Annotated in this window: 24 protein-coding genes; 18 read left to right on the top strand and 6 right to left on the bottom strand. The window is 68.5% G+C overall.

Features of this window, described 5'->3' with window-relative positions:
• Positions 1 to 124: 124 nt before the first annotated feature.
• The gene (locus tag C3E99_RS20295) at positions 125 to 877 is read right to left on the bottom strand and encodes a cold-shock protein (protein ID WP_067113233.1); all 753 of its coding nucleotides are present in this window, start codon (positions 875 to 877) and stop codon (positions 125 to 127) included.
• Positions 878 to 1,137: 260 nt separating this feature from the next.
• On the opposite strand from C3E99_RS20295, the gene C3E99_RS16255 reads away from it, so the two are divergent.
• The 7 genes from C3E99_RS16255 to C3E99_RS16225 all read left to right on the top strand — a co-directional run bounded on the left by C3E99_RS16255 (position 1,138) and on the right by C3E99_RS16225 (position 8,371).
• Positions 1,138 to 1,755 carry a ribonuclease D gene (locus tag C3E99_RS16255; protein ID WP_067186362.1) on the top strand — a complete coding sequence of 206 codons (618 nt, stop codon included), beginning with the start codon at positions 1,138 to 1,140 and terminating at the stop codon, positions 1,753 to 1,755.
• A 29-nt stretch (positions 1,756 to 1,784) separates the two neighbouring features.
• Complete coding sequence (locus C3E99_RS16250; protein WP_067186361.1) at positions 1,785 to 2,423, top strand: LPS export ABC transporter periplasmic protein LptC; 639 nt, start codon at positions 1,785 to 1,787, stop codon at positions 2,421 to 2,423.
• Positions 2,420 to 3,004, top strand: a complete 585-nt coding sequence (locus C3E99_RS16245) for an LptA/OstA family protein (protein WP_076077307.1) — start codon at positions 2,420 to 2,422, stop codon at positions 3,002 to 3,004. Before C3E99_RS16250 ends, C3E99_RS16245 begins: the two co-directional genes overlap by 4 nt.
• 91 nt (positions 3,005 to 3,095) lie before the next feature.
• The gene (locus C3E99_RS16240) at positions 3,096 to 4,910 is read left to right on the top strand and encodes an ABCB family ABC transporter ATP-binding protein/permease (RefSeq protein WP_076077304.1); all 1,815 of its coding nucleotides are present in this window, start codon (positions 3,096 to 3,098) and stop codon (positions 4,908 to 4,910) included.
• A 109-nt stretch (positions 4,911 to 5,019) separates the two neighbouring features.
• A complete protein-coding gene (gene ybaL / locus C3E99_RS16235) occupies positions 5,020 to 6,660 on the top strand; it encodes a YbaL family putative K(+) efflux transporter (protein WP_076077301.1) in 1,641 nt (546 codons plus the stop codon).
• A 56-nt stretch (positions 6,661 to 6,716) separates the two neighbouring features.
• Positions 6,717 to 7,208, top strand: a complete 492-nt coding sequence (locus C3E99_RS16230; protein ID WP_076077298.1) for a hypothetical protein — start codon at positions 6,717 to 6,719, stop codon at positions 7,206 to 7,208.
• Positions 7,209 to 7,228: 20 nt separating this feature from the next.
• The gene (locus C3E99_RS16225; protein ID WP_076077296.1) at positions 7,229 to 8,371 is read left to right on the top strand and encodes an epoxide hydrolase family protein; all 1,143 of its coding nucleotides are present in this window, start codon (positions 7,229 to 7,231) and stop codon (positions 8,369 to 8,371) included.
• 228 nt (positions 8,372 to 8,599) lie between these two features.
• Here C3E99_RS16225 and C3E99_RS16220 read toward each other — a convergent pair whose 3' ends face one another.
• Positions 8,600 to 9,850, bottom strand: coding sequence for a NupC/NupG family nucleoside CNT transporter (locus C3E99_RS16220; RefSeq protein ID WP_067107239.1), 1,251 nt, complete (start codon positions 9,848 to 9,850; stop codon positions 8,600 to 8,602).
• 126 nt (positions 9,851 to 9,976) lie between these two features.
• Between C3E99_RS16220 and C3E99_RS16215 the strand changes: the two genes are divergently transcribed.
• Genes C3E99_RS16215 through C3E99_RS16190 form a run of 6 tightly spaced genes read left to right on the top strand, consistent with a single transcriptional unit; the run spans position 9,977 to position 14,106 of the window.
• Positions 9,977 to 10,651: a queuosine precursor transporter gene (locus C3E99_RS16215; RefSeq protein WP_067107241.1), complete on the top strand. Its 675-nt coding sequence runs from the start codon at positions 9,977 to 9,979 to the stop codon at positions 10,649 to 10,651.
• A gap of 5 nt (positions 10,652 to 10,656) precedes the next feature.
• The gene (argB, locus tag C3E99_RS16210; protein WP_076078196.1) at positions 10,657 to 11,556 is read left to right on the top strand and encodes an acetylglutamate kinase; all 900 of its coding nucleotides are present in this window, start codon (positions 10,657 to 10,659) and stop codon (positions 11,554 to 11,556) included.
• Positions 11,557 to 11,601: 45 nt separating this feature from the next.
• Entirely contained in the window at positions 11,602 to 11,901 is a 300-nt protein-coding gene (locus C3E99_RS16205; protein WP_067107243.1) for a YggT family protein, read from the top strand.
• The gene (folD, locus tag C3E99_RS16200) at positions 11,901 to 12,800 is read left to right on the top strand and encodes a bifunctional methylenetetrahydrofolate dehydrogenase/methenyltetrahydrofolate cyclohydrolase FolD (protein ID WP_076077293.1); all 900 of its coding nucleotides are present in this window, start codon (positions 11,901 to 11,903) and stop codon (positions 12,798 to 12,800) included. The genes C3E99_RS16205 and folD overlap by 1 nt, the downstream gene beginning before the upstream one ends.
• Positions 12,800 to 13,480, top strand: a complete 681-nt coding sequence (locus C3E99_RS16195; RefSeq protein ID WP_076077291.1) for a hypothetical protein — start codon at positions 12,800 to 12,802, stop codon at positions 13,478 to 13,480. The genes folD and C3E99_RS16195 overlap by 1 nt, the downstream gene beginning before the upstream one ends.
• The gene (locus C3E99_RS16190) at positions 13,477 to 14,106 is read left to right on the top strand and encodes a MarC family protein (protein ID WP_067107249.1); all 630 of its coding nucleotides are present in this window, start codon (positions 13,477 to 13,479) and stop codon (positions 14,104 to 14,106) included. Before C3E99_RS16195 ends, C3E99_RS16190 begins: the two co-directional genes overlap by 4 nt.
• A gap of 54 nt (positions 14,107 to 14,160) precedes the next feature.
• Here C3E99_RS16190 and C3E99_RS16185 read toward each other — a convergent pair whose 3' ends face one another.
• Complete coding sequence (locus C3E99_RS16185; protein ID WP_076077288.1) at positions 14,161 to 14,850, bottom strand: OmpA family protein; 690 nt, start codon at positions 14,848 to 14,850, stop codon at positions 14,161 to 14,163.
• Positions 14,851 to 15,067: 217 nt separating this feature from the next.
• Here C3E99_RS16185 and C3E99_RS16180 point away from each other — a divergent pair, with 217 nt between their 5' ends.
• Positions 15,068 to 16,390, top strand: coding sequence for a hemolysin family protein (locus C3E99_RS16180; protein WP_104960131.1), 1,323 nt, complete (start codon positions 15,068 to 15,070; stop codon positions 16,388 to 16,390).
• 15 nt (positions 16,391 to 16,405) lie between these two features.
• Here the strand turns inward: C3E99_RS16180 and C3E99_RS16175 are convergent, their stop codons facing one another.
• The 3 genes from C3E99_RS16175 to purD form a co-directional block, all read right to left on the bottom strand.
• Entirely contained in the window at positions 16,406 to 16,699 is a 294-nt protein-coding gene (locus C3E99_RS16175; RefSeq protein WP_104960130.1) for a hypothetical protein, read from the bottom strand.
• A 32-nt stretch (positions 16,700 to 16,731) separates the two neighbouring features.
• The gene (locus C3E99_RS16170) at positions 16,732 to 17,301 is read right to left on the bottom strand and encodes a hypothetical protein (RefSeq protein WP_104960129.1); all 570 of its coding nucleotides are present in this window, start codon (positions 17,299 to 17,301) and stop codon (positions 16,732 to 16,734) included.
• Positions 17,302 to 17,445: 144 nt separating this feature from the next.
• Positions 17,446 to 18,723: a phosphoribosylamine--glycine ligase gene (gene purD, locus C3E99_RS16165; RefSeq protein WP_076077283.1), complete on the bottom strand. Its 1,278-nt coding sequence runs from the start codon at positions 18,721 to 18,723 to the stop codon at positions 17,446 to 17,448.
• Between purD and xseA the strand changes: the two genes are divergently transcribed.
• The 4 genes from xseA to C3E99_RS16145 all read left to right on the top strand — a co-directional run bounded on the left by xseA (position 18,722) and on the right by C3E99_RS16145 (position 24,719).
• A complete protein-coding gene (gene xseA, locus C3E99_RS16160) occupies positions 18,722 to 20,176 on the top strand; it encodes an exodeoxyribonuclease VII large subunit (RefSeq protein ID WP_076077281.1) in 1,455 nt (484 codons plus the stop codon). The genes purD and xseA overlap by 2 nt on opposite strands.
• 76 nt (positions 20,177 to 20,252) lie before the next feature.
• The gene (locus C3E99_RS16155) at positions 20,253 to 20,465 is read left to right on the top strand and encodes a DUF2093 domain-containing protein (RefSeq protein WP_067107269.1); all 213 of its coding nucleotides are present in this window, start codon (positions 20,253 to 20,255) and stop codon (positions 20,463 to 20,465) included.
• Positions 20,462 to 21,403, top strand: coding sequence for a M23 family metallopeptidase (locus C3E99_RS16150; RefSeq protein ID WP_076077279.1), 942 nt, complete (start codon positions 20,462 to 20,464; stop codon positions 21,401 to 21,403). The genes C3E99_RS16155 and C3E99_RS16150 overlap by 4 nt, the downstream gene beginning before the upstream one ends.
• Before the next feature lie 268 nt (positions 21,404 to 21,671).
• Complete coding sequence (locus C3E99_RS16145; protein ID WP_104960128.1) at positions 21,672 to 24,719, top strand: TonB-dependent receptor domain-containing protein; 3,048 nt, start codon at positions 21,672 to 21,674, stop codon at positions 24,717 to 24,719.
• The last annotated feature ends 65 nt before the right edge of the window (positions 24,720 to 24,784 follow it).

Genomic DNA, 24,784 nt, shown 5'->3' with positions numbered 1-24,784 from the left:
ACGAAGCGGGTCAATCCAAAGTCATCGCTCTATATGCTCCGCGCAAGACCCGCCAGCGAGGAGCCCCGAAACGCAAAAGGGCGGCCCGCAGGCCGCCCTTTCGTCGTTTCGCTGTGGCGAAGGCTTATTCGCTTGCGGGCTGGAGGTTGACCGCCGCGAACTTGCCGCGATCGTCGACCTCGATGTCGAAGGCGACGCGGTCGCCCTCTTCGAGGCCGGCCATGCCGGCGCGCTGTACCGCGCTGATGTGGACGAAGGCGTCGGCCTGTCCATCATCGCGCGCGATGAAGCCGAATCCCTTGGTCGTGTTGAAGAACTTGACCGTGCCCGACGTGCGCTCGCCGGTAAGCTGGCGCCGACCGCGCGCGCCGCCGGGGCGCTCGCCGCCGCGATCGTCGCGCCGCGGCGCGAATTCCTCGACCGGCATCGGTTCGCCCTCGATCTTGAGGTCGATCGCCGACACCTTGCCGTTGCGCTCGACGAGCGTGAAGCCGAGCGGCTGGCCCGAGGCGAGCCCTTGCAGCCCCGCCTGCTCGACCGCGCTGATGTGGACGAACACGTCCTCGCCGCCGTCGTCGCGTGCGATGAATCCGAATCCCTTTGCCGGGTTGAAGAATTTCACCTGGCCCTGGCCCTCGCCGACGACCTGCGCGGGCATGCCGCCACCGCGTCCGCCGCCGAAGCCGCCGCGATCGCCGCCGCCGAATCCGCCGCGGTCACCACCGCCGAAACCACCGCGATCCCGATCGCCGAACCCGCCACGGCCGCCGCCATAGCTGTCGCCGCTGTAGGGCGCCGGTTCGAAACTGTCGAAATTGCCGAAGTCATCGCGCTTGCCGCGTCCCCGATGGCCGCGGCGATCCTTGTTGAAACTCATTGCTTAGTAGTCGCTTTCGGTTCGTCCACACCCCATTTACCGGCTCATTGCGCCGGACGGGGACGCAGTTCACCATGAGCACAGACTCGTCCCGTGCCGCTTGCGGCGCAATATATAGCCTATATGAATGGCTTCTGCGAACAGAAAATGCACGGCGTCGGTGCCCGGTTTCGCACGCTTTGCCGCGCGACGCGGAAAGCCCGGCGCGGCCGCGCAAACCAGTCATTGAGCGACGCGGCCGCTTCGCCTAAGGCGGGCGCATGAGCGTATATTTCCACGAAGAAGACCTGCCCGAAGGCGTGCTGGGGCCCGGCGCCGTCGCGATCGATACCGAAACGATGGGGCTCAACCCGCTGCGCGACCGGCTGTGCCTCGTCCAGATCAGCGACGGTTCGGGCGACGAGCATCTCGTCCGCTTCGGCCCCGGCAGCGCCTATGACGCGCCGGTGCTGAAGGCGATACTGACCGACCCCGGCCGCCTGAAGCTCTTTCATTTCGCGCGTTTCGACATCGCCGCGCTGCAGCATGCGCTGGGGGTCGTCACCGCGCCCGTCTATTGCACCAAGATCGCCTCGAAGCTGGTGCGCACCTACACCGACCGCCACGGGCTCAAGGAACTGGTGCGCGAACTGCTGGGGCAGGAAGTGTCGAAGCAGCAGCAGTCGAGCGACTGGGGCGCCGCCGAACTGACCGAGGCGCAGCGCGACTATGCCGCGAGCGACGTGCGCTTTCTCCACGCGATGAAGACCGTGCTCGACGCGCGGCTCGCGCGTGAGGGGCGTACCGAACTGGCGCAGGCCTGTTTCGACTTCCTGCCGGCGCGCGCGGCGCTCGACCTCGCGGGCTGGCCCGAGGTCGACATCTTCGCGCATACGTGATGACGATGAGCGAGCGAGCCGGCTGAGCCATGTCCGAACGCGCCGACCTTGATCGCACGATGCGCCGCATGTGGGCGGCGCGCGGGTCGAACCACGACCGCGTCGTGCGCCTGCTGCGCTTCGCGCTGCCGGTCGTCATCGGCGTCATCGCCGCGGTGCTCGTCTTCTCTCCCTTCACCCAGCGCGCCGAGGTGAGCTTCCTGCTCGCCAAGGACAAGGTCGAGGTGGCGCAGGAACGGATGCGCGTGACGCGCGCCGAATATCGCGGACAGGATGCGAAGGGACAGCCTTTCGCGCTGGTCGCGGGCAGCGCGGTGCAGAAGTCGAGCGCCGAGCCGATCGTGCGGATGACCGACCTGTCGGGTGCGATCCGCCTCGCCGACGGGCCCGCGACGATCGCCGCGCGGCAGGCGCAATACGACATGGACAGCGAAAAGGTGTCGGTGCCCGGCCTCGTGCAGGTCAAGAGCGCCGACGGCTATCGGATCGATGCGCAGGGCGTCGCGATCGACCTCAAGAACCGCAGCCTCGCCGGCGGATCGGGGGTCGACGGGACGCTCAACATCGGTCATTTCTCCGCCGATGAACTCTATGCCGATCTGGACCGGCGGATCGTGCGCCTGTCGGGCAACGCGCGGCTGAGGATCAACCAGGGAGTGCTCAAATGAACCGTCCGTCATCCGGCTGGAAGGGTTTCGCGCTCGGCGGCGCGAGCTTCGCGCTGACCAGCCTTGCCATCCTCGCCGCGGGGCAGGGCGGCGGCGCCGCGCATGCGCAGGCGCTCGCGAATCACAACAGCGGCGCCCCCGTCGATTTCTCGGCCGGCAGCATCGAGGTGCAGGATCGCGCCGACCGCGTCGTCCTCGCCGGCAATGTCCGCGTGACGCAGGCCGGGCTGACCGTCACCGCGCCGCGCATGACCGTCGCCTACACGCGGCAGGGCGGCACCGACGTCAACCGGCTCGACGCGACCGGCGGCGTCACCGTGACCAAGGGCGACGAAACCGCGAAGGGCAATGTTGCCATCTACGACCTCGACCGGCGGCTGATCACGATGGTCGGCAATGTCGAGTTGCGCCAGCGTGGCAACCGCCTGTCGGGCGGGCGGCTGCTGATCGACCTCAATTCGGGGCGCGCGACCGTCGACGGCCGTGGTGCCGCGCGCGGCCCCGACGGCACCGCGGTGCAGGGCGGCACTGGCGGCCGCGTGACCGGTACCTTCACCGTGCCGGAGCGCAAGGGGCAGTAACCGGGCAGGCCGGCGGAGCCCCCTTCCGGTAGGGGAGGGCGGTTTATCCGTGCCTTGGCGTTCGCGCCCCGCGCCCCTACATGGGGCATTCATGCCGCCCGACACGATCTCCTCTGCCGATGCGGCACGCGAACCGCCCGTTCTTGCGACGCTGAAGCGCTTCCTGCCCTATCTGTGGCCGGTAGGGCATCGCGGGCACAAGGTGCGCATCGTCCTCGCCGCGCTGATCGTGCTCGCGTCGAAGGGGGTGCAGCTTTCGATGGGCTTCCTCTACGGCGCCGCGATCGACCGCATGGCGCCGGGGATGGAGGAAGGCGTGGCGCTCGCGATCGGGCTGGTGCTCGCCTATGCCGGCGCGCGCTTCGCGGGCGTGCTGTTCGACAATCTGCGCAACGTCGTCTTCGAGCGCGTCGGGCAGGACGCGACGCGCGAACTGGCGACCGCGACCTTCACCCATCTTCACGCGCTGTCACTGCGCTTCCACCTCGCGCGGCGCACCGGCGAGGTGACGAAGGTGATCGAGCGCGGGACCAAGAGCATCGATACGATGCTCTATTTCCTGCTGTTCAACATCGCGCCGACGCTGATCGAGCTGGTCGCGGTGCTCGTCATCTTCTGGAGCAAGTTCAGCTTCGGCCTCGCGGGCGCGACCGCGCTGATGGTCGTCGTCTATATCGTCTTCACCCGCCGCGTCACCGACTGGCGCAACGCGCTACGGACCCGGATGAACGATCTCGACACGCTGACCGTCGGGCGCAGCGTCGACAGCCTGCTCAATTACGAGACGGTCAAATATTTCGGCGCCGAGGCGCGCGAGGCGGCGCGCTATCGCGACGTCGCCGACCAATATGCACGCGCCGCGGTGAAGAGCGAGAACAGCCTCGCCTGGCTCAACGTCGGGCAGAGCCTGATCACCAACGCGGCGATGGCGGGGGCGATGGCCTATACGGTGTGGGGCTGGTCGAAGGGGCAGTTCGCGGTCGGCGACGTGGTGCTAGTGAACACGCTGCTTGCGCAGCTCTTTCGCCCGCTCGACATGCTCGGCATGGTCTATCGCGTCATCCGCCAGGGGCTGATCGACATGGAGGCGATGTTCCGCCTGATCGACACCCCGCCGGAGATCGCCGATGCCCCCGATGCCTGGCCGCTGGTGGTGGCCGGCGGCGCGGTGACGTTCGACAATGTCGTCTTCGGCTACGAACCCGACCGCACGATCCTGAACGGGGTCAGCTTTGCGGTCGGGGCGGGCGAGACGCTGGCGATCGTCGGGCCGTCGGGGGCGGGCAAGTCGACGATCGCGCGGCTGCTGTTCCGCTTCTACGATCCGCAGCAGGGGCGCGTCCTGATCGACGAACAGGATATCGCGCAGGTCACGCAGGCCAGCCTGCGCGCTGCGATCGGCATCGTCCCGCAGGATACGGTGCTGTTCAACGACAGCATCGGCTACAATATCGCCTACGGCCGCGAGGGTGCGAGCGCCGGGGCGATCGCGGCGGCGGCCGAGGGTGCGGCGATCGACGGCTTCATCGCGCTGCTGCCGCAAGGCTATGACACCGAGGTGGGCGAGCGCGGGCTCAAGCTGTCAGGCGGCGAAAAGCAGCGCGTCGCGATCGCGCGCACCCTGCTCAAGAACCCCCCGGTGCTGATCCTCGACGAGGCGACGAGCGCGCTCGACAGCCGGACCGAAGCGGCGATCCAGGCGACGCTCGACCGCATCGCCGAACGGCGCACGACGCTGGTCATCGCGCACCGCCTGTCGACGGTGACGGGCGCCGACCGCATCATCGTGCTCGAAAAGGGGCGGGTGGCGGAAACCGGGACGCACGACCAGCTGCTGGCGATGCGCGGCCTTTACGCCGACATGTGGGCCCGCCAGCAGGCGGAGAAGGAAGAGGGGACGGTCTAGGGCCGATATCCGAAGCGACATTGATGCCTTGCCGCGGGCTTTCTGCCCAATCGCAACGGAATCACTTGAGTTGCTTGACCGGCCGCCGCGCCGCCCTTTAGGCTGGGCCATGCCGCACGACACCAGCCTGATCGGAACCATCGTCGCCGGGCTCGGCGTGGCGTTCCTGATGGGCGCGCTCGCGCATCGGCTGCGCGTCGCGCCGATCGTCGGTTATCTGCTCGCCGGGGTGATCGTCGGGCCGTTCACGCCGGGAATCGTCGCCGACACCGGACTGGCGCTTCAATTGGCCGAGATCGGCGTGATCCTGCTGATGTTCGGGGTCGGGCTGCATTTCTCGCTCAAGGACCTGCTCGCGGTGCGCGGGATCGCGGTGCCCGGGGCGATCGTCCAGATCTCGGTCGCCAGCGCGCTCGGCATCGCGCTGGGCCTGTGGCTCGGCTGGCCGTTCGCCGGCAGCGCGATCTTCGGCCTCGCGCTGTCGGTCGCGAGCACCGTGGTGCTGCTGCGCGCGATGCAGGCGCAGGACCTGATCGAGACCGAAAGGGGGCGGATCGCGGTCGGCTGGCTGATCGTCGAGGATCTGGCGATGGTGCTGGCGCTGGTGCTGCTCCCCGCGATGCTCGGTTCGCGCGGCGACGAGGCGAACGCGATGGGGCTGCTGCGCTCGACCGCGATCGTGCTGCTCAAAGTGACGGGCTTCGTCGCGCTGATGCTCGTGTTCGGGCGGCGGGTGCTGCCCGCGGTGCTGCACTGGGTCGCGCATTCGGGATCGCGCGAGCTGTTCCGGCTGTCGGTGCTGGCGATCGCGCTGGGCGTCGCCTTCGGCGCCGCGGTGATCTTCGACGTGTCCTTCGCGCTCGGCGCCTTCTTCGCCGGGATGATCCTGGGCGAGACGCAGCTTTCGCGCCGCGCGGCGGAGGAGACGCTGCCGCTGCGCGACGCATTCGCGGTGCTGTTCTTCGTGTCGGTGGGCATGCTGTTCGACCCCCGCGTGATCTTCGAACAGCCGGGGCCGCTGATCGCCACCGTCGCGATCATCATGGTCGGCAAGTCGGCGGCGGCGTGGGGGATCGTGCGCGCCTTCGGCCATTCGAACCAGACCGCGCTGACCATCGCCGCCAGCCTCGCGCAGATCGGCGAATTCTCCTTCATCCTCGCCTCGCTCGGCGTCGGGCTGAAAGTCATGCCCGACGCGGCGCGCGACCTGATCCTCGCGGGGTCGATCCTCTCGATCCTCTTCAACCCGCTCGTCTTCACGCTCGCGATCCGGTGGACGCGCGGCGAGGAAGCGGAGGCGCCGCCCGATGCCCCCGATTCGCCCCCGCCCGAACGCGAGGCGGCGCGCACGGTGCTGATCGGCTACGGCCGCGTCGGCAGCCATATCGGCACGCTGCTGTGCGGGCGCGGCGAGGCGCTGACGGTGATCGAGGACCAGAAGGACCGCGCGGCGGCGGCCGGCGAGGCGGGGGCGATCGTGATCGTCGGCAACGCCGCGAGCGAGGCCGTGCTGCGCCAGGCGCGGATCGACAGTGCCGCGACGCTGCTGATCGCGATCCCCGAGGGGGTCGAATCGGGCGCGATCGTGCGGCGCGCGCGCGCGATCAACCCGAAGCTGCTGATCGTCGCGCGCGCGCATTCGGACGAAGAGGTCGATGATCTCGTGCGCCGCGGCGCCGATCATGTCGTGATGGCCGAACGCGAAACCGCCGCGCGGATGGCCGAGCGGGCGCTGCGAGCGCGCGGTTAGGGAGCCGAATCGCGCCTTCGTGCGTTGATCGGCCGAGTCATCAGGGAGATCATGTCATGCTCAAGGCCGGGGTTTTCGCATTCGCCGCCGCCGCGCTGTCGCTATCCGCCGCGTCGGCGCTCGCGCAACAGGGCGCGCCCGACGAACCGACGCTCAAGAAGACCGGCGATTCGGTCACCGAACCCTTCGACGGCAAGGAAGCACCGGAGAAATTGAAGGCGATTCAGGACGATCCCTATTCGCTCGCCGGTCTGGGCAAATGCGCGGCGATCATCCGCGAGGTTCAGGAACTGAACGCCGTCCTCGGCCCCGACGTCAACGAGCGCGTCGACAAGAGCCTGGCGAAGAAGCGCGAGGAAACCGCCGGCCGCGTCGCGGGCACCGTCGCCGGCTCGGTCATCCCCTTCGGCGGACTGATCGGCGAGGTGACGGGCGCCAATGCCGAACGGCGGCGCTATGCCGAGGCGGTCTATGCCGGCACCGTCCGGCGCGGCTTCCTGAAAGGCGTCGGGCTTCAGCGCGGTTGCAAGGCGCCGGCGCGGCCCTAGGATCGGGGGAACGGGGGAACATGAACGTCGAGGATATCCGTCCGTTCCGCGTCGCGGTGCCGCAGGCCGCGATCGACGACCTGCGGGACCGGCTCGCGCATACGCGCTGGCCGGAGAAGGAGACCGTCGCCGATTGGGACCAGGGCGTTCCGCTCGCCTATGCGCAGGAGCTTGCCGCCTGGTGGCGCGATCGTCACGACTGGCGCGGGGTCGAGGCGCGGCTCAACGCGTTGCCCAATTTCCTCGCGACGATCGACGGGCTCGACATTCATTTCCTGCATGTCCGGTCGGCCAATCCCGCCGCGCGGCCGCTGGTCCTGACGCACGGCTGGCCGGGGTCGGTGCTCGAATTCCTCGACGTCGTCGAACCGCTGTCGGCCGACTATCATCTCGTGATCCCGTCGCTGCCCGGCTACGGCTTTTCGGGCAAGCCCGATGTCGCGAAATGGGATGTCGAGCGGATCGCCGCCGCGTGGGACGCGCTGATGCGCGCCCTCGGCTACGACCGCTATTTCGCGCAGGGCGGCGACTGGGGCAGCGCGGTGACCTGCGCGCTCGGCATGCATCATGCGGATCATTGCGCCGGCATCCACGTCAACATGGTCGTCGGCCAGCCCGATCCCGCGACGATGGCCGACCTCACCGATGCGGAGAAACGCTATCTCGCGCGCTTCGGCTGGTATCGCGACAAGGACAATGGCTATGCGACCCAGCAGGGGACGCGGCCGCAGACGATCGGCTACGCGCTCACCGATTCGCCCGTCGGCCAGATGGCGTGGATCGTCGAGAAATTCCACGGCTGGACCGATTGCGGGCACCGGCCGGGCGAGCAGTCGGTCGGCGGCCATCCCGAAAAGGCGCTGTCGCGCGAAGCGATGCTCGACACGGTCAGCCTCTATTGGTTCACCGCGAGCGCGGCCTCTTCGGCGCGGCTCTATTGGCACAGCTTCCGCAGCTTCGCGGCGGGCGCGATCGACGTGCCGACCGGGTGCAGCCTGTTCCCGAACGAGATCATGCGCCTGTCGCGCCGCTGGGCCGAGGGGCGTTATCGCAACATCGTCTACTGGAACGAACTCGACCGCGGCGGCCATTTCGCGGCGTGGGAACAGCCGGGCCTGTTCGTCGCCGAGCTTCGCGCCGCCTTCGCCCTGATGACGCTCTGACGCGCCTTTCGGAAGAGGCATCACCCTTTCTGCCGTTCGTGCTGAGCTTGTCGAAGCACCGTCCTTCTTCTGGCGTCCCCGAAAGAAAGGACGGCCTCCTTCGACTGCCTTGCAGGCGCTCAGGACAGGCTTCGACAAGCTCAGAGCCTGCCCCCGCGAAAGCGGGGGGCAAACGGTTCAGATTTAACGCACGATGCTTTGAGGGGCGGTGGAGCGCCGCGGCGGCGGCTACAGCGGCGCGGTGAAGGACAGCATCAGCCCGGCGAGCGCCGCCGACATCAGGTTCGACAGGCTGCCCGCGAGCAGCGCCTTCAGGCCCAGCCGCGCGATCATCGGGCGCTGGTTCGGGGCGAGGCCGCCAGTCACCGCCATCTGGATCGCGATCGAGCTGAAATTGGCGAAGCCGCACAGCGCGAAGGTCGCGATCGCCACCGAGGTCGCCGACAGCCCGCCCTGTATCTTGCCGAGGTCGATGAAGGCGACGAATTCGTTGAGCACGACCTTGGTGCCGAACAGCCCGCCCACCGACGCGCTCTCGTCCCACGGCACCCCCATCAGCCACATTACCGGGCGAAAGATCGCGCCGATGATCGCCTGGAACGACAGGTCGGGTTGGCCGAACCAGCCGCCGACCCCCGCGAGCAGCCCGTTCGCCAGCGCGACCAGCGCGACGAAGGCGAGCACCATCGCGCCGACCGCGACCGCCAGCCGGACGCCGGTCTGCGCGCCCTGCGCCGCCGCCATGATGATGTTCGCGGGCTTCTCCTCGTCATGGCTCGCCTCGGGCATGATCACGGGTTCGATGCCGATGTCCCTGGGGTCGTCGGGCATCATGATCTTCGCCATCAGGATGCCGCCGGGCGCCGACATGAAGCTCGCGGCGAGCAGATAGGGCAGCAGCTGCTCGCCGATCATGCTCGCATAGGCGCCGAGGATCGTCCCCGCGACCCCCGCCATCCCCACGGTCATCACCGTGAAGAGCTGCGACGGCGTCAGCCCGGCCAGATAGGGGCGGATGACCAGCGGGCTTTCGCTCTGCCCGACGAAGATGTTCGCGGCGGCGCCCAGGCTCTCGACCTTGGTGATGCCCGTCACCTTCTGGATTGCGCCGCCGACCCATTTGATCACGAGCTGCATGATGCCGAGATAATAGAGGATCGAGATCAGCGAGGCGAAGAAGATGATCACCGGCAGCGCGGCGATGGCGAAACTGTTCGCGCCCATTTCGGGCGAGGCGAGCGGCCCGAAGATGAAGTCGGTGCCCGCCTTCGCATAGCCGAGCAGGTTGGAAACGCCGTTCGACATCGCCTGGATCACCGCGCGCCCCCACGGCGTGCCGATCACCAGCAGCGCGAACCCCGCCTGCAGCAGGAAGGCGGGGACGACGACGCGCAGGCGGATCCAGCGGCGGTTCGAGGAAAAGAGCACGGCGATCGCGAGCAATGCGACGATGCCGAGCAGACCGATCAGGCGTTCCATGGATAGAGTGCGTCCCCCGCAAGGTTGTTTCGCCTGTCTAGCGGGCTTTGGCGGCGGGGCAAGGGGCGCGCGCCGAGCCGTGTTTCTCGGCCTTCCCTGTCCTGGCAAAACCGACTATCGGGCGGCATGACCGACACCACATCGACGGCGTTGCCGCGCACGCTTTCCCCATCGCTGTTCCTGTTCTCGATCCTCTACGGCGGGATGGTGGTGCTGGCGGGCGTGCTCGGGAACAAGCAGGTGGCGCTGGGAAGCTGGCTGGCGGTCGAGGCCGGAATATTCGCCTTCCTGCTGCTGGTCGCCCTGTCGAGCGCGGTGTCCGAACTGCACGGACAATCGGTCGCCAATCGGCTGGTGCTGTGGGGGTTCGTCCCGCTGGTGCTGTCGATCATGCTGACGGCGCTGGTGCTCGCGCTGCCCGCGTCGCCCGAAATGCAGCCCGAACGGCTGGCGGCGTTCGACATGATCCTGGGGCAGAGCCCGCGCCTGATGGCGGCGGGCATCGTCGCCTACGGGACGTCGCAATTCCTGAACGTCACCATCTTTTCCCGGCTGCGCGGCAGCGTCGGGACAGGCACGTCGACATGGCTGGCGATCCGCGGCGCGATCGCCAGCGCGCTCAGTCAGATCGTCGACACGCTGCTGTTCGTCACCATTGCCTTTTACGGCGTGTTTCCGATCGCGAACCTGATGGGCGGCCAGATGCTCGCCAAGGTCGCGCTGTCGGTGCTCGTCATCCCGTTCGTGATTACCGGCCTTGTCGCTCTCGGCCGCAACCTCGATGCAAAGACCGCTGGATGATATCGATGACCGACCCTTCGAAAATGCCCGACCTGCTTGCCAAGGCTGAAACGCTCGTCGAGGCGCTGCCCTATCTGCAACGCTATGCAGGCCAGACCTTCGTCATCAAATATGGCGGCCATGCGATGGGCGATCCGGAGGCGCAGCGCGACTTCGCCGAGGATGTCGTGCTGCTGAAAGCCGTGGGGATCAACCCGGTGGTCGTCCATGGCGGCGGCCCGCAGATCGGCCGGATGCTGAAACAGCTCGGGATCGAATCGACCTTCGTCGGCGGACTGCGCGTCACCGACGCCGCGACCGCGGAGGTCGCGGAAATGGTACTCGCGGGCAAGATCAACAAGGAGATCGTCGGTTGGATCGCCGGGCTCGGCGGCCGCGCGGTCGGCCTGTCGGGCAAGGACGCCAACCTCGTCCTCGCCGAAAAGGTGCGCCGGACCGAACCCGACCCCAATTCGGGGATCGAGCGCCATGTCGACCTGGGCTTCGTCGGCGAGCCGGTGGCGGTCGATCCGACGATCCTGACCAATCTGGCGAACGACAATTTCATTCCGGTGGTGGCGCCGGTCGCGCTCGGCGCCGACGGTGCGACCTACAACATCAACGCCGACACCATGGCGGGGGCGATCGCCGGCGCGCTCGGTGCGAAACGCTTCTTCCTGCTCACCGATGTCGCGGGAGTGCTGGGCAAGGACGGCGCGCTGCTCACCGATCTCGACCGCGGCGGGGTCGAGGCACTCAAGGCCGACGCGACGATCACCGGCGGCATGATCCCGAAGGTCGACACCTGCCTGGCGGCGGTCGACGCGGGGGTCGAGGCGGCGGTCATCCTCGACGGTCGCATCCCGCACGCGATGCTGCTCGAAATTTTCACCGCAAGGGGTGCGGGCACGCTCATTCACCGCTAAGAAAGCGGACCAACGCCTCTAGACGGAGACCCTGCCTTGCTTCTCATGCTCCTCCAGATCGTCGACATCCTGCTGACGGTCCTGTGGTGGTTCATCATCGCGCAGGCGGTGATGTCGTGGCTGATCGCCTTCAATGTGATCAACACGCACAATGATTTCGTCGGCCAGCTGTGGATGGTGCTCGACCGGATCACCGAACCGCTCTACCGGCCTTTCCGCCGCATCATGCCCGATTTCGGGGGCATCGACCTGACGCCGATGCTGGTGCTGATCCTGATCATCATCCTGCAGGGACCGGTGCTCGGCTATCTCGCGCGCTTCGCCTACACCAACGGGCTCGCGTGATGGGGGCGGGGGCGCACATCATCGACGGCAAGGCGTTCGCGGCGGGCCTGCGGGCCCGGATCGCAGAAGCGGTGCCGGCGTTCCGCGCCGCGACCGGGCGCGCGCCCGGACTGGCGGTCGTGCTCGTCGGCGACGATCCGGCGAGCGCGGTCTATGTCGGCTCGAAGGGCAAGGCGACGGTCGCCGCGGGCATGGAAAGCTTCGAGCACCGCCTGCCCGCCGATGCGACGCAGGAAGAGGTCGAGGCGCTGCTCGCCTCGCTCAACGCCGACGACGCGGTCGACGGCATCCTGCTCCAGCTTCCGCTGCCCGGCCATCTCGACGAGCAGCGCGCGGTGGCGACGATCGATCCCGACAAGGATGTCGACGGGCTGACCCCGGTCAGCGCCGGGCGCCTCGCGCTCGGCATAGCCGGCATGGTGCCGTGCACGCCCTATGGCTGTCTGCTGCTGCTGCAGGACCGGCTCGGCGACCTCAGCGGCAAGGATGCGGTCGTCGTCGGCCGCTCGATCCTGGTCGGCAAGCCGATGGCGGCGCTGCTGCTCGGCGCCAACTGCACCGTCACCGTCGCGCACAGCCGCACGAAGGACCTGCCCGCGCTCGTCCGCCGCGCCGACATCGTGGTCGCGGCGGTCGGGCGGCCGGAAATGGTGCGCGGCGACTGGATCAAGCCCGGCGCGGTGGTCATCGATGTCGGCATCAACCGCCTGCCGCCCACCGACGGCGCGGCGAAGGGCCGGCTGGTCGGCGACGTCGCCTATGCCGAGGCGGCCGCCGTCGCCGACGCGATCACCCCGGTGCCGGGCGGCGTCGGTCCGATGACCATCGCCTGCCTGCTCCGCAACACGCTGGTCGCGGCGCACCGCCGCGCCGGCCTCGCCGACCCGGAGGGATTCTGATGCGGCGGCTCTGGGTCGCGGGCGCCGCGCTCGCGCTGCTCGGCGGCTGCGCCGGGCCGGGGTCCGACATGCGGAACCGGCCGCTCGCGCCCAATCCGAGCGGCTTCGTCGCCGCCGAACTCGCCTTCGCGCGGCTTGCGCAGGACAAGGGGCAATGGACGGCGTTCCGTGAGACCTCGGCGCCCGATGCGGTGATGTTCGTGCCGGCGCGGGTCAATGCGAAGGCCTGGCTCAAGGGGCGCGCCGACCCGCCGGCGTCGGTCCGCTGGCAGCCGCACGCGATCTTTTCGAGCTGCGACGGCAGCGCAGGCGCGACGACCGGGGCGTGGCAGCAGCCCGGCGGCAGCACCGGCTATTACACCACCGTCTGGCTGCGCGACCCATTGAAGGGCGAACTGCGCTGGGTGCTCGACCATGGCGACGGGCTGGCGTCGCCGCGCGAAGCGCCCGAGTTCATCGCATCGAAGCAGGCGGCGTGCGGCGCCCGCCCGGCGGTGGGAATCGAAGCCGGCGGTGAGGGCGACGATACCGCGGTCGGCCTCTCGCGCGACCAGACGATGAGCTGGACCTCGACCGTCCGGCCGGACAAGTCGCGGCGCGTCACCATCCGCCTCTGGGACGGCGAGGCGATGGTGCCCGTCGTCGACGACGTGGTCGCGGCGCCCGGCGCGGCGGCATGATCGACCTCTTCATCTCCGCCTTCGTCACGCTGTTCGTGGTGATCGACCCGCCCGGCTGCGCGCCGATCTATGCCAGCCTGACGACCGGCGCGGGCGCGGCGCAGCGGCGCTCGATGGCGTTCCGCGCGGTCGCGATCGCGGGCTGCATCCTGATCTTCTTCGCGATGTTCGGCGAGGCGCTGCTCAGCTTCCTGCACATCGACCTCGACAGTTTCCGCATCGCCGGCGGGATCATGCTGTTCATCATCGCCATCGACATGGTGTTCGAGAAACGCACCGAACGACGCGAACAACGCGCCGAAAAGGTCAAGGCCGCCGCCGAGGTCGACGATGTGTCGGTGTTCCCGATGGCGATGCCGATGCTTGCGGGTCCCGGCTCGATCGCGTCGGTGATGCTGCTCGTCGCGCAGAACAACGGGCTCGACCGCGCGCTGGTGATCTTTGCCGCGCTGCTGCTCGTGCTGCTGCTGACGCTGGCGGCGCTGCTGATGGCGGGGCCGATGATGCGGCTGATCGGCAACAAGGGCGAAGCGGTGATTACGCGCCTGCTCGGCGTGCTGCTCGCCGCGCTTGCCGCGCAGTTCGTGATCGACGGGCTGAAGGCGAGCTTCCCGACGCTGGCCTGACGCAGGCCCCGCCCGGCATCCCGAAGCGCGGGAGGCCGGACGGGGGAGCAAGGCTTACCGCGCGGCGTTGACGTCGTTCTGCGTCACCGGCGCGATGCGGATTTCGACGCGGCGGTTGCACTGATAATCGGCCTCGCTGCGTTCGGGCGCACATTTGAGCTGCGATTCGCCATAGCCGATCGTCGCCATGCGCGCGCGGTTGACGCCCCGGCCAGCGAGATAGTCGGCGACCGACGAGGCACGCCGTTCGGACAGGCCCTGGTTATAGCTGTCGCTGCCGGTCGAATCGGTGTGGCCGTAGACGTCGACATAGGTGCTGGGATATTCGGAGAGCGTCGAGGCGACGCTGTCGAGCGCGCTGCGGAACTGCGATTTCACGACCGCGCTGTTATAGTCGAAGGTCACGTCGCCGGGCATGTTGAGGACGAGCTGGTCGCCCTGGCGCTCGACGTCGATGCCGGTGCCGGCGGTGCGTTCGCGCAGCTTCTTTTCCTGCTGGTCCATGTAATAGCCTGCGCCCGCGCCCGCCACGGCGCCGATGCCGGCGCCGACGATCTTTTCGGTGCGGTCGCGCTTGCCGCCGATGAGGTCGCCGAGCAGATAGCCGCCGAGCGCGCCGCCGACGCCGCCGATCGCGGCCTTGGAAATGCGCTGCTGTCCGGTCTCCGGATCGGTCACGCAGCCGGTGAGCATCAGCGCGCCGACGGCGGTAAACATGGTGAGCTTGATCGTCCTGTTCTTCATGGGTCGCTCCCTTTCATGGGCGCCGCCGGCTGGTCTTGCGGCGGCCGCCCTCCATGGCGATAACATATGGCCGCGCATCTGGTTCCAGAATCTTGCTGAACGGCGGCTGAGCCGGCCGGTGGAGCATATTGTTGTGCAACGCGGCGGCTTTGCCGTATAGGGGCGCCATGACCGATCCTTGCAGGGGCCAGGCGCCGGAGCGCCCGTTGCCCGTCCCATGACGCCCTTCCCCTGGTCGGACGTCGCCATCATCGCGATCCTCGTCCTGCTCAACGGCGTTTTCGCCATGTCCGAACTGGCCATCGTGTCGTCGCGCGACCCGCGGCTGCAAGCAGCCGAGAAAAGAGGGAGCAACGGCGCGCGGATCGCGCGTCAGCTCGCCGCCGATCCGGGCCGCTTCCTGTCGACGGTGCAGGTCGGCATCACGCTGATCGGCGTTCTGACTGGCGCCTATTCGGGCGCCAGCCTGGGCCAGCCGGTCGCCGACCGGCTGGCGGCGCTGTTCGGAATCGACCCGCAGACGGCGTTGAGCGCGGCCTTTGCCATCGTCATCGCGCTGACCACCTATGCCTCGCTGATCGCCGGCGAACTGGTGCCCAAGCAGTTCGCGCTGCGCTCGCCCGAGCGCGTCGCGATCATCGTCGCGCCCTTCATGTACTGGCTGTCGCGCATCGCCGCGCCGCTGGTCTGGCTGCTCGACACCAGTTCGAGTCTCGTCTTTCGCCTGCTCGGCCTCAACCGCGAATCGGAGGACCGGGTGACGGCGGAGGAATTGCACCTGATCGTCGCTGAGGCGTCGAAATCGGGGGTGATCGAGGAAAGCGAGCGCGCGATCATCTCGGGCGTCGTGCGGCTGGCCGACCGGCCGGTGCGCGAGGTGATGACGCCGCGCAAGGACGTCGACTGGATCGACGTCGCCGCCGACGCCGCGGCGGTGCGCGCCAAGCTGCTCGAAACGCCGCACACGCGGCTGCCGGTGGCGCGCGGATCGGTCGACGACATCGTCGGCGTCGTGCAGGCGCGCGACATCGCCGCCGCGCTGTTCCGCGGCGAAACGCTCGCGCTCGAGACGCTGACCCGCCATGCGAGCGTCATCCATGATCAGATCGACGCGATGGACGCGCTGGAAGGCCTGCGTGCGGCCGACGTGCCGATGCTGCTCGTCCACGACGAATATGGGCATTTCGAGGGGCTGGTGACCCCCGCCGACCTGCTGTCGGCGATCGCCGGCGAATTCGCGTCCGACCAGGATATCGGCAGCGAGCCCTTCGTCGTCGAGCGTGACGACGGCAGCCTGCTGATCGCCGGATCGATGCCCGCCGACCAGATGGCCGAGCGGCTGGGGATCGAACTCGACGACGACCGCGATTATGCGACCGCCGCCGGTCATGCGCTCGCGGTGCTCAAGCGCCTGCCCGAGGAGGGCGAGCATTTCACCGACAGGGGCTGGCGTTTCGAGATCGTCGACATGGACGGGCGCAAGATCGACAAGCTGCTGGTCAGCGAAGCGCGGGCGCGGGAGGACGACAGGGAGGAGTGATGCGCCGCAGCGGCGCTACGGCTCCCGCCAATGTTGCAGTTCATGGGGCTGGGCGCGAATGGCTTTCCAGACCGCGCGCAACGTGCGGAGGGTGGAATAGGTCATCCGCGCGAACATCATGCCGATCGACAGCCAGAATATGGGCCACAGGATCGCTTGCCATATCGGCCTGTTTCCGATGAGCAGCAGCAGCATCAGCGCCATCATGCCGGGTGCCAGCAAGGCCGCGTAGACCGCCAGCGGCCGCGAGAGGGCCCAGCGGCGGCTTGCGCCTTCCCATCGATAGAGCCGGTCAAACAGGCCGAACATCACGCGCCCCTTTCATTGCGGGAAGAGGATGGTCAAAGCTCCCCGCCCAGCGCGCCATATTTCGCCTCGAACCCGGCTTTGTCGCCGCGCGCCAGATAACTTGCCTGATCGACCAGATTGTCGCGCGCGATGCGGCCCTGAAATGCACCAAGCTGCGCGTCGATCGCGGCGATGTCGGCGTCGCTCCAGTCGGCGATCTGCTGGAAGCGGGTGATGCCGAGGCCGCCGAGCAGCGCGGCGAGTTTCGGGCCGACGCCCTTCAGCAGCCGCAGATTGTCGCTGGTCGCCGCCGGCTGGGCGGGCGGCGGCGGGGCTTCGACTGGAGCCGGAGCCGGGAGCGGCGCTTCGGCGGTCGGGGCGGGCGGCGGGGGCGGTGCGGGGGGGATGGGGGCCGGGGCCGGCTCGACGGGCTTGAAACGCGCGGGCTCGGCGGCGACGATGTCGGGCTTCGCCGGTTCGAGCGGCTTGCGCGGCTCGGCGGGCGCGACGGTCGGCGGCGCGGCCTCTTCGGCTTTCGATCGCCCGAACAGCCACCAGAGGAGCGCGATCGCGACGACGAGCCCGACGACCGCGATGATCCAGTTTTCCTGTAGCCACGTCATGATGATCTCCCTGCTTCGCCGTCAGTTTATGCGGCGGCGCGCGGCGCGTCCAGTCCGGGAGGGGGCTTGCCGATGGCTGGAGATTGCTTCGTCGCCTGCGGCTCCTCGCAATGACAATTGTCTCTGAGGTGCACGCACAGCCCCTTAGCGTGCCTCGCGCGCGACCTCGCGCCAGCCGATGTCGCGGCGGCAGAAGCCGCTCGGGAAATCGAGCCGGTCGACCGCGGCATAGGCGCGCGCCTGCGCCTCCGTGACGCTGTGGCCGGTCGCGGTGACGCTGAGCACGCGGCCGCCGGCGGCGACGATCGCGCCGTCGGTGCGTGCGGTGCCGGCGTGAAAGACGCGCACGCCGCCCGCCTCCGCATCGGCGATGCCGCGGATGGCGCCGCCCTTTTCGGGGGTGCCCGGATAGCCGTTCGCGGCCATGATCACCGTCAGCGCATAGTCGCCCGAAAAGGCCGGCGGCGGCGCGTCGGCGAGGCCGCCGGTCGCGGCGGCGTGGAGCAATCCGGCGAAATCGCCGAGAAAGCGCATCATCAGCACCTGGCATTCGGGGTCGCCGAAGCGGCAGTTATATTCGATGAGCTGCGGCCCCGTGTCGGTCAGCATCAGCCCGGCGAACAGCACGCCGACATAGGGGGTGCCGTCGGCGGCGAGCGCCGCGACTGTCGGGCGGACGATGCGGTCCATCACCTGCGCCTCGAGATCGGGGGTCAGCACCGGCGCGGGGCTGTAGGCGCCCATGCCGCCGGTGTTGGGGCCGGTGTCGCCGTTGCCGACGCGCTTGTGGTCCTGCGCGCTGCCGAAGGCGATGACGTCGGTGCCGTCGGACAGCGCGAAGAAGCTCGCCTCCTCACCGGTCAGATAGTCTTCGAGGACGACCTCCGCCCCCGCGCCGCCGAAAGCCCCGGCGAACATGTCCTCGATCGCCGCCTCTGCCTCGGCGCGCGTCGCGGCGATGATCACGCCCTTGCCCGCGGCGAGGCCGTCGGCCTTGATGACGACGGGAATCGAAAAGCCGTCGAGCAGCGCCAGCGCCTCCTCGGCCGAGGTGGCGCGGGCGTAGGCGGCAGTGGGGATGCCGGCGCGCGCACACAAATCCTTGGTGAAGCCCTTCGACCCTTCGAGCCGCGCCGCGGCGGCCGAGGGGCCGAAGACCGCGACGCCGATCGCGCGCAACCGGTCGGCGAGGCCGGCGACGAGCGGCGCTTCCGGTCCGACGACGACGAAGTCGACGGCGTGCGTCCGGACGAAGGCGACGAGGCCGTCGAGGTCGTCGGCGGGAATCGGCACGCATTCGGCGTGCGCCTCTATCCCCGGGTTGCCGGGGGCGGCATAGAGCTTGGCGCAGCTTGGCGATTGTGCCAGTTGCCAGCTCAGCGCATGTTCGCGGCCCCCCGACCCGATGAGCAGGATATTCATGGCAGTCCCTTTTCCCGATCCGGCGTCCGACAGCGAAGCGCCCGCGCGGCTGTTAGCCGAGGCAGGCGCGCGCGACAATGCGTCCGCGGCATCCGGGGCATCTGGCGCGCCCGCGATGACGGTCAGCCAGTTGTCGGCGGCGATCAAGCGCGCGGTCGAGGATGGATTCGGCCGCGTCCGCGTTCGCGGCGAGCTGTCGGGCACCAAGCGCGCGGCGTCGGGGCATTTCTATGCCTGCCTGAAGGACGACAATGCGCTGATCGACATGGTGATGTGGAAGGGGCAGGCGGGCCGCCTCGCCTTCCGGCCCGAGGACGGGATCGAGGTGATCGCGACCGGCAAGCTCACCACCTATCCCGGCCGCTCCAAATATCAGCTCGTCGTCGAATCGCTCGAGGTCGCGGGCGAGGGTGCGCTGATGCTGCTGTTCGAGAAGCTGAAGGCGCGGCTCGGCGCCGAGGGGCTGTTCGACCGCGAGCGCAAATATGACCGGCTGCCCTTCCTGCCGCGCACGATCGGGGTCGTGACATCGCCGACCGGCGCGGTGATCCGCGACATCCTCCATCGCCTCGCCGACCGCTGCCCGACGCATGTGATCGTCTGGCCGGTGCTGGTGCAGGGCGAGGGCGCGGCGGCGCAGGTTGCGGCCGCGATCCGCGGCTTCGACGCGCTGGAACCCGGCGGTCCGATACCGCGCCCCGATCTCGTCATCGTCGCGCGCGGCGGCGGCTCGATCGAGGATTTGTGGGCGTTCAACGAGGAGGTCGTGGTGCGCGCGATCGCCGATTGCCGCATCCCGACGATCAGCGCGGTGGGGCACGAGACCGACGTGACGCTCGCCGACTATGCCGCCGACGTGCGCGCCCCGACCCCGACCGCAGCGGCCGAGATGGCGGTGCCGGTGCGTGCCGAGCTGATGGCGCAGCTGGCGACGTGGCGCGGTCGGATGCTCGGCGCGGCGAATCGCCATCAGGGGCTGGCAGGCGAGCGGCTGACTGCGCTGGCGCGGCACCTGCCGCGGCGCGAGGCGCTCTATGCGCCGCAGCGTCAGCGGCTCGACGATGCCGGGGACAGGCTCGACCGCTGTCAGCGCCACCGGCTCGCGGTCGTCGGCGAGCGGCTGGCGAGCCGGTCGGCGGCGCTGCGTCCGGCGCTGCTGGCGCGGGCATGGGATCGCGACCGGGCGCGGCTGTCGGGGCTGGCGCGGCTGCTCGCCTCGCTCGACCCGCGCGCGCTGCTGTCGCGCGGCTATGCGATGGTGCGCGATGCCGGCGGGACGATCGTGACGACCGCGGCCGGCGCGCGCGCGGCAGGGCATCTGCGGCTCCAGTTCGCCGATGGCGAGGTGCCGGTGCAGGCGGCGGCCGACGGAGCGCCGCCGCCTCCCGCGCCGAAACCCGCCCGCAAGCCGCCGCCCGCTGCGCCCGGACGCGGGCAGGGCGAGCTGTTCTGACGGCGGCGGGGGTGGCCGCCGGGGCCGGAGCTGCTATAAGCTCTGCCATGATTTACGCTCGAACGGACATCGAATCATGCTGATCGCCAGCCGCAACCGCCTCGCCCGCCTGCAATACGGCCCGAACGGCTTTCGCACCCTGTCGCCCGGCGACCATGTGCTGTGCGCGGTCAGCGGCGCGCCGATCGGGCTCGACGAACTGCGCTATTGGTCGGTGGCGCGGCAGGAACCCTATGCGAGCGCCGCAATCGCGACGCGGGCGATGCTGGACGCGGTGCCCGGCGCATGACGGCACGCGGGGCGCGGCCCCGGGGCCCGGTCTTCCTGTCGCTGCTTGGCGTGATCGCCGTCGCCGGCTGCGTTCCGGTGGCGGAGGACGCGCCGCCGGCCCCATCTCCGCGACCGCCTGCGCCTGAAGCGCCCGTCCCGACGACACCCGCCCCACCGCCTTCCGTCGCCGGGCCCGCCGATTTCCATTTTCGCGGTACCGCCATCCAGGGCGGTGCGCTGATCGGGCAAGCGCCCGGCGGCACGCGCGCGCTGGCGCTCGATGGCGAAGCGGTGGAGCTCGCCGCCGACGGGGCATTCCTGGTCGCCTTCGACCGCGACGCGCCCGCGACCCAGCGCCTCGTCGCGACGCTGTCCGACGGGCGCCGGGTCGAACGGACGCTGGCGGTCGCTGCGGGGCAGTGGCGGATCGAGCATGTCAACGCACCCTGGCGCGGCAGCGCGGCGAGCGACGCGGAGTTCGAGCGGCGGCGCCCCGACGAGCTGGCGCAGATTCGCGCGGCGCGCGCGGTGCAGGCCGATTCGGACGGCTGGCGCCAGACGTTCCGCTGGCCGGCGACCGGCCGCCTGTCGGGTTTCTTCGGATCGCAGCGCGTCTATCAGGGCAAGCCGGGGAGCTATCACAGCGGCACCGACGTCGCGGTGCCCACCGGCACCCCCTTCCACGCCCCCGCCGCCGGCATCGTTGTGCTGGCGGCCGCGGTCCCCTTCACGCTCGAAGGGCATCTGCTCATCGTCGACCACGGCATGGGCCTCAACAGTGCCTTCCTGCATTGCGAGCGGCTCGACGTGGCGGTCGGCGACCGGGTGGCGCAGGGGCAGGTGCTGGGAACGGTGGGCCGGACCGGCCGCGCGACGGGGCCGCATCTGCACTGGGGCCTGATGTGGCGCGGCGCGCGGCTCGACCCCGGCACGCTCGCGGGTCCGATGCAGCGCTGACCAACGGGAGCCGGGCCGCAAAATCGTAACCGTTGAAACAAAATAACGCAAAGCGGCCGCCCCGGCGCATAGTGTTTCGCGGCGTCTCCGGGTTGTTGCAAATACGTCACAATCGCTGGCGAAACGGCAGAAAGCGCCGGGAATTTCCTTTACTCCAGATGAATGACCGGCCATCCCGCACGCTATCGGGGTGTCTATGCGGGGGCGTTGAATCGTCCACGCCGTGTATGCCCGGGTATCTCGATCCATCAGAGCAAGGGACTGCACTGTGAAGAAAACCCAATATTCGAAGCTGAAGCTGGGCGCTGCGCCGCTGGTGCTCGGCGTCGCCCTCGTTTCGGCTCCTGCCTATGCGCAGGACGAAGGCGCGACCAGCAGCTCGGAAATCGTCGTGACCGGCACGCTGATCCGCAACCCCAACCTCGAACAGGCCATGCCGGTGTCGGTCATCGGTGCCGACGCGATGGAACTGCGTCAGGCCTCGGTCGCCGAAGAGCTGCTGCGCGAGCTTCCGGGCGTCACCCCGTCGATCGGCTCGGCGGTCAACAACGGCAACGGCGGTGCGTCGTTCGTCAACCTGCGCAACATGGGCTCGAACCGCAACGTCGTCCTGCTGGACGGTGTTCGCATCGTTCCCGCCGAACTCGGCGGCCGTTTCGACCTTAACAACGTTCCGCTCGCGCTGATCGAGCGCGTCGACGTCCTGACGGGCGGCGCTTCGACGACTTATGGCGCCGACGCGGTCGCGGGCGTGGTCAACTTCATCACGCGCAAGAATTTCGCCGGTGTCGAAGCTAATCTGTCGACCGGCATCACCGAACGCGGCGATGGGCATAGCTTCCGTGCCGACGTGACGATCGGCGCCAATTTCGATGACGGTCGCGGCAACGCCGTGCTGAGTATCGGTTATCAGGAATCGGACGCCGTCTATCAGGGCTCGCGTCCCTGGGGCGAAGTCGCGATCTTTTCCGACGACGGCGGCGCCGGCGGTTCGGGCACGTCGGTTCCGACGCGTTTCTCGCTGCCCGGCCTGGGCTCGCCGCAGCTCAATCCCGACGGTCAGTCGTTCAACATCGGCGGCGGGGTCATTCCCTATAACTATAACCCGCTGAACGTCTATCAGACGCCGTTCCAGCGTTTCAACATGTATGCCGCCGCGAATTACGAGGTTTCGGACAGCGTCGAAGTCTATACGCGCGGTATCTTCTCGAAGCAGACGGTTTCGACCATCATCGCGCCGTCGGGCGCGTTCGGCCTGCCGGTCAATCTGCCGCTCAACAATCCGTTCCTGTCGGATTCGGTCCGTAACAGCTTCTGCGCCGCCAACGGCATCTCGGCGGCTGCCTGTGCTTTGGCGGCCAATGCGTCCGATCCGTCGGTGCCTGCACGCATCCCCGATCCGGATGACCCGGAAGCGACCATTGCCAACCCCGCTTATCGGCCCGGCTATCAGACGGTCCGCACGGCTATTTCGCGCCGCGCGGTCGAAGTCGGTCCGCGTATCAGCGATTATGACACGACGCTGTTCGACTATCGTCTCGGCTTCCGCGGCGACCTCAGCAGCTCGCTCAGCTGGGACGTTTTCGGTAGCTACGGCCAATCGGAAAATATCCAGACGATTCAGGGCTACACGCTGAACTCGCGCGTTCAGGACAGCCTGATGGCCAACACCACCGACAGCTGCTTCAGCGGCACGGCTGCCGGCTGCGTTCCTGTCGACTGGTTCGGTCCGACCGGCAATGCGACCTGGACGCCGGAGGCGATCGACTTCCTCAGCGACAATTCGACGGTTCGCACCAAGGTGTCGATGGCGCAAGTTCGCGGCACGCTCAGCGGCGACGTCGGCTTCACCAGCCCGCTCGGCAGCGAACCGATCGCCTTCGCGGTCGGCGGCGAATATCGTCGTTACACCGCTTCGCAGCAGTCCGATACGCTCGCTGCGGCGGGCGATCTGGGCGGTTCCGGCGGTGCGTCTCCGAACATCAGCGGCGGCTATGACGTCTATGAAGCGTTCGGCGAACTCATCGTTCCGCTGATTCAGGACAAGCCCTTCTTCGAAGACCTGACCATCGAAGGCGGCATCCGCTATTCGAGCTACACGGTCGACACGGCCGGCAAGCCGGGCTTCAACACGACGACGTGGAAAGTCGGCGGCAGCTGGACGCCGGTTCGCGACATCAAGTTCCGCGGCAACTATGCCCGTGCGGTTCGCGCGCCGAACATCAAAGAGCTGTTCTCGCCGATCAACACGAACCTGACCAACCTGGCGGACGATCCCTGCGCCTCGCGCGACGGCAACTTCAACGTCATCCGTGACGTGCCGACCGGGACGCTGCGCGAGGTCTGCCTTGCGCAGGGCGCGACGGCCGCCACGGTCGACACCATCATGGTTCCGACGTCGGGCCAGGCCAACTATACCGGCGGCGGCAACCCCGCGCTCAAGCCGGAAGTGGGCACGACCTGGACGGTCGGCGCCGTGATCGAGCCGTCGTTCATTCCGCGGCTCGCGCTGACGGTCGACTATTACAACATCAAGATCACCAAGGCGATTTCCGCGCCGGTGCCGGGCGACGCCATCACGGCCTGCTTCGGCGATCCGACGGGAACGAATGCCTATGGTCGTCTGACCTATACTCCGGCGGCCGGTGCCGCCCAGTCGGAGGCTTGTACGTCGATCGACCGCAGCGACAGCGCGGGCGCTCTCAGCGGCGAATATTCGGAAACCAAGGGCCTGCCGCTCTACAGCTCGAACCTCGGCAAGATCAAAGCGAGCGGTATCGACGTGTCGCTGAACTATGCGCATGACATCGGCTTTGCCGATCTGCGTTTCAGCGGCATGTTGAACTGGACTGAAAAGTCGGTGTTCCAGTCGAATCCGATGTCCGTCCCGCTCGATTGCGTCGGCTATTACTCGGCCGACTGTGGCCAGCCGATTCCGGAATGGAACTGGTCGCTGCGCACGACGCTGGCGTTCGATGCGGTCGATGTTTCGGTGCTGTGGCGCCACATCGGCGGCACCAAATATGACGGCACCGGCATGTTCGCGGGCACGCTGGACGAAGACGTCGGCACGCTTGCTGGCAAGCAGGTCGATTTCGGCCGCATCAAGGCGCATGATTATTTCGACCTGACGACCCGCTGGTCGATCGGTGACACGGTGACGCTCGTCCTCGCTGTCAACAACCTGTTCGACAAGAAGCCGCCGCTGGTTGGTGGTGAAGCCGGTTCGACCGCTTACAACAGCGGCAACACCTTCCCGTCGACTTACGACGCGCTGGGTCGCCGTTACACGGTTTCTGCCCGCCTCCGCTTCTGATCGGACGGACAGACTGAAAAATCGGGGGCGGACCTTCGGGTCCGCCCCTTTTTTTGCCAAAAAAT

Source organism: Sphingopyxis sp. MG (assembly GCF_002953155.1).
In the GTDB taxonomy this organism is placed as follows: Bacteria; Pseudomonadota; Alphaproteobacteria; order Sphingomonadales; family Sphingomonadaceae; genus Sphingopyxis; species Sphingopyxis granuli.
The sequence above is the reverse complement of the archived record's forward strand: the minus strand, read 5'-3'. Positions and strand labels throughout refer to the sequence as shown.

Bases quoted from the DNA above. Each gene is read 5' to 3' on its own strand.
- C3E99_RS16155 (WP_067107269.1), top strand. From the start codon at position 20,253: ATGCTGATCGCCAGCCGCAACCGCCTCGCCCGCCTGCAATACGGCCCG.
- C3E99_RS16215 (WP_067107241.1), top strand. From the start codon at position 9,977: ATGACCGACACCACATCGACGGCGTTGCCGCGCACGCTTTCCCCATCG.
- ybaL (WP_076077301.1), top strand. From the start codon at position 5,020: ATGCCGCACGACACCAGCCTGATCGGAACCATCGTCGCCGGGCTCGGC.
- C3E99_RS16185 (WP_076077288.1), bottom strand. From the start codon at position 14,850: ATGAAGAACAGGACGATCAAGCTCACCATGTTTACCGCCGTCGGCGCG.
- C3E99_RS16220 (WP_067107239.1), bottom strand. From the start codon at position 9,850: ATGGAACGCCTGATCGGTCTGCTCGGCATCGTCGCATTGCTCGCGATC.
- C3E99_RS16180 (WP_104960131.1), top strand. From the start codon at position 15,068: ATGACGCCCTTCCCCTGGTCGGACGTCGCCATCATCGCGATCCTCGTC.
- C3E99_RS16230 (WP_076077298.1), top strand. From the start codon at position 6,717: ATGCTCAAGGCCGGGGTTTTCGCATTCGCCGCCGCCGCGCTGTCGCTA.
- C3E99_RS16195 (WP_076077291.1), top strand. From the start codon at position 12,800: ATGCGGCGGCTCTGGGTCGCGGGCGCCGCGCTCGCGCTGCTCGGCGGC.
- C3E99_RS16205 (WP_067107243.1), top strand. From the start codon at position 11,602: ATGCTCCTCCAGATCGTCGACATCCTGCTGACGGTCCTGTGGTGGTTC.
- C3E99_RS16225 (WP_076077296.1), top strand. From the start codon at position 7,229: ATGAACGTCGAGGATATCCGTCCGTTCCGCGTCGCGGTGCCGCAGGCC.
- C3E99_RS16170 (WP_104960129.1), bottom strand. From the start codon at position 17,301: ATGACGTGGCTACAGGAAAACTGGATCATCGCGGTCGTCGGGCTCGTC.
- C3E99_RS16150 (WP_076077279.1), top strand. From the start codon at position 20,462: ATGACGGCACGCGGGGCGCGGCCCCGGGGCCCGGTCTTCCTGTCGCTG.
- C3E99_RS16240 (WP_076077304.1), top strand. From the start codon at position 3,096: ATGCCGCCCGACACGATCTCCTCTGCCGATGCGGCACGCGAACCGCCC.
- C3E99_RS16245 (WP_076077307.1), top strand. From the start codon at position 2,420: ATGAACCGTCCGTCATCCGGCTGGAAGGGTTTCGCGCTCGGCGGCGCG.
- C3E99_RS16250 (WP_067186361.1), top strand. From the start codon at position 1,785: ATGTCCGAACGCGCCGACCTTGATCGCACGATGCGCCGCATGTGGGCG.
- xseA (WP_076077281.1), top strand. From the start codon at position 18,722: ATGGCAGTCCCTTTTCCCGATCCGGCGTCCGACAGCGAAGCGCCCGCG.
- folD (WP_076077293.1), top strand. From the start codon at position 11,901: ATGGGGGCGGGGGCGCACATCATCGACGGCAAGGCGTTCGCGGCGGGC.
- C3E99_RS16255 (WP_067186362.1), top strand. From the start codon at position 1,138: ATGAGCGTATATTTCCACGAAGAAGACCTGCCCGAAGGCGTGCTGGGG.
- purD (WP_076077283.1), bottom strand. From the start codon at position 18,723: ATGAATATCCTGCTCATCGGGTCGGGGGGCCGCGAACATGCGCTGAGC.
- C3E99_RS20295 (WP_067113233.1), bottom strand. From the start codon at position 877: ATGAGTTTCAACAAGGATCGCCGCGGCCATCGGGGACGCGGCAAGCGC.
- C3E99_RS16175 (WP_104960130.1), bottom strand. From the start codon at position 16,699: ATGTTCGGCCTGTTTGACCGGCTCTATCGATGGGAAGGCGCAAGCCGC.
- C3E99_RS16190 (WP_067107249.1), top strand. From the start codon at position 13,477: ATGATCGACCTCTTCATCTCCGCCTTCGTCACGCTGTTCGTGGTGATC.
- argB (WP_076078196.1), top strand. From the start codon at position 10,657: ATGACCGACCCTTCGAAAATGCCCGACCTGCTTGCCAAGGCTGAAACG.